Raw genomic sequence first — 2,521 nt, 5'->3', positions numbered from 1 at the left:
CCACAGGTCTGACTTTAAAATTGGTCAGACCTGCGGTGCAGACCTTACATATTATTTATACTTCTTTACAATCATATTTGACTTAAAAAGAGAATCTGGCTTATAGACTTTTATAACCGAATTGTCGGCTTTAACATCTCTCACTGGCATTTTATAAGTGATAACATTGGGGCTGTCAGAAGACTTTACGGTTTTATATCCTTCATCGAAATTAAATTTATACGACGGATACTGAATAGATGGCTTGGATTTATCCAATAACTTATCGGTAAAGCCTTTTTCTGACGAACGAGGTAAAGTTTGAGCTTGCACCGCTGCTGCTGTGCAGATAAACAGAGAAAAGAGTAGCATTTTCATAAATTTTGAACTGTTTATGTTGTGTAAAAACTCATTTTTACTGCATCAATTTACCTCCCAATCGCTACACGTTTCAGTACATTATCAATCACTTCGTGGGTGGTAAGGCCGTCGGCTTCGGCTTCGTAGTTAAGTATAATTCGGTGGTTGAAAACATCGTGTACGAGAGCCTTGATGTCTTCGGGTAAAACGTAGTCGCGTTCATCAAAATAAGCAAGAGCTTTGGCAGCATTATAGAGCGAAATACCCGCACGTGGCGAAACCCCAAATTGTATATATCGAGCTTCGTCTTTCAGACCATATTCGGCTGGGCGACGAGTAGCAAAAACTAATTCAATTATATAACGTTCGAGCATTTCTGAGATGGTAATCCTGTTGATTTCTTGCCCGATTGCTGCAATTTCTTCTTTATCAAGGATAGGTTTCGGTACGTAGTTTTCATTCAGATTGGCAATTTTTCTTACCATTTCCAACTCATCGTTTTTATTGAGATAATCAACAAAAACTTTCATCATAAAACGGTCAACTTGGGCTTCGGGTAAGGGGTAAGTTCCTTCTTGCTCAACGGGGTTTTGGGTAGCCATTACCATAAACGGACGGTCGAGTTTATGAGATTCGTCGCCGATAGTTACTTGTTTTTCGGCCATTGACTCCAAAAGTGCCGATTGTACTTTAGCAGGAGCTCTATTTACCTCATCGGCCAAAATCAAATTGGCAAAAATTGGCCCTTTTTTTACCTCAAAATCGCCTGATTTTTGGTTATAAATCATCGTACCCACGAGGTCGGCAGGGAGCAAATCTGGTGTAAATTGAATACGATTGAAACCTAAGTCTAAAACTTTTGCTAAGGTGTTGATAGTCTTGGTTTTAGCCAGTCCTGGAACGCCTTCGAGCAGAATGTGGCCACCCGTAAATAGTCCAATTAATAAGCGATTAATCAGTTTTTCTTGACCAATTACCACTTTTCCAGTTTCAGCAAAAACGTCTCTTATTTTTTTATGTAAAATTCTTGAGGTTTCCATATATTTTGTAGCACAATTTTCAAAATTGTGGAGTCTTTAAAACGTGAAGTTAGCAAAAAGCATCAAAAAACCGCCATCATTCGCTATCTTTTTTATGAAGTACAGCACTCACGAACCTATCTTTTTGATGAATATCCTTAATGATTTCAACTTCAGAAAATCCTTTTCTTCTAAAAACATCGGCCGTTTCTTCGCCCAAAGCTTCATTGATTTCAACTGCTAATAAACCATTGTTAGTAAGGTTATTGAATGCAAAATTGGCGATTGCTTCATAAAAAATCAACGGATCTGCGTCTTCAACAAAAAGTGCTAAATGTGGTTCAAAATCCAAAACATTCTTTTGCATTCGGTCAATCTCCTGCTTCGTTACGTAGGGAGGATTACTTAGGATAATTGAGAATTTAGAATTAAGAATTGAGAATTGATTATTTAAAATATCTACTTTTTCAAAAGTTACATCGGCTTTATTTAGTTCGGCATTCCTTTTTGCAGTTTCGAGGGCTTTTTCTGAAATGTCGTAGGCCGTAACTTTAAAATTTGGTAATTCTTTTGCCAATGAAATAGCAATACAGCCACTTCCTGTGCCAATGTCGAGAAGAAACCCTTCCCAACCCTCCCCGATAGGGAGGACTTTACTTTTATCAACAATGTATTTTACCAGTTCCTCAGTTTCTGGTCTTGGAATGAGTACCGAATCATTGACTAAAAATCTTCGTCCATAAAATTCGGTTTCGCCCAAAATGTATTGGATTGGTTCGTGGGTGTTTAATCTTTCAATAATAGTTGCCCAATCAATGGCTCCTCTCCCTTGGGAGGGGAGGGGGTGAGGGGTAATTTCAATTATCTCTTTATCGCTGAGAATATCAATTTTTCTAAGACCTAAATAAAATTCCATCAACCAAAAAACAATTTCTTTTGCTTCTTGTGATTCGTAGGCCGTAATTTGTAGTAGTAAATTATCGTATAATTGTTTGCTTGATTGCATAAATTTGTATTTGTGGGACGAACATCTTGTTCGTTCACAAAAATATTCATTCATTCACTCATTCACTAATTCAATCATTAATTCCATTGGATTTCAACGAAAAATATATGCTCCGTGCCTTACAACTGGCCGAAATCGGTCGAGGAAGTGTAAGTCC

General features: G+C 37.6%; 3 protein-coding genes. All 3 read right to left on the bottom strand.

The window, feature by feature from the left end:
• Positions 1 to 51 precede the first annotated feature (51 nt).
• Positions 52 to 357, bottom strand: a complete 306-nt coding sequence (locus ACOVO2_RS14730; RefSeq protein ID WP_421770712.1) for a hypothetical protein — start codon at positions 355 to 357, stop codon at positions 52 to 54.
• A gap of 50 nt (positions 358 to 407) precedes the next feature.
• Positions 408 to 1,379 (bottom strand): AAA family ATPase, encoded by a 972-nt coding sequence (locus ACOVO2_RS14725; protein ID WP_188766699.1) that lies wholly within the window; start codon positions 1,377 to 1,379, stop codon positions 408 to 410.
• A 76-nt stretch (positions 1,380 to 1,455) separates the two neighbouring features.
• Complete coding sequence (prmC, locus tag ACOVO2_RS14720) at positions 1,456 to 2,364, bottom strand: peptide chain release factor N(5)-glutamine methyltransferase (RefSeq protein ID WP_421770711.1); 909 nt, start codon at positions 2,362 to 2,364, stop codon at positions 1,456 to 1,458.
• Positions 2,365 to 2,521: the final 157 nt, after the last annotated feature.

Source organism: Emticicia sp. (genome assembly GCF_049241225.1).
Lineage (GTDB): Bacteria > Bacteroidota > Bacteroidia > Cytophagales > Spirosomataceae > Emticicia.
The sequence above is the reverse complement of the archived record's forward strand: the minus strand, read 5'-3'. Positions and strand labels throughout refer to the sequence as shown.

What these genes read in the sequence shown, in the direction of transcription:
- ACOVO2_RS14730 (WP_421770712.1), bottom strand. Translation starts at nt 357, where the DNA reads ATGAAAATGCTACTCTTTTCTCTGTTTATCTGCACAGCAGCAGCGGTG.
- ACOVO2_RS14725 (WP_188766699.1), bottom strand. Translation starts at nt 1,379, where the DNA reads ATGGAAACCTCAAGAATTTTACATAAAAAAATAAGAGACGTTTTTGCT.
- prmC (WP_421770711.1), bottom strand. Translation starts at nt 2,364, where the DNA reads ATGCAATCAAGCAAACAATTATACGATAATTTACTACTACAAATTACG.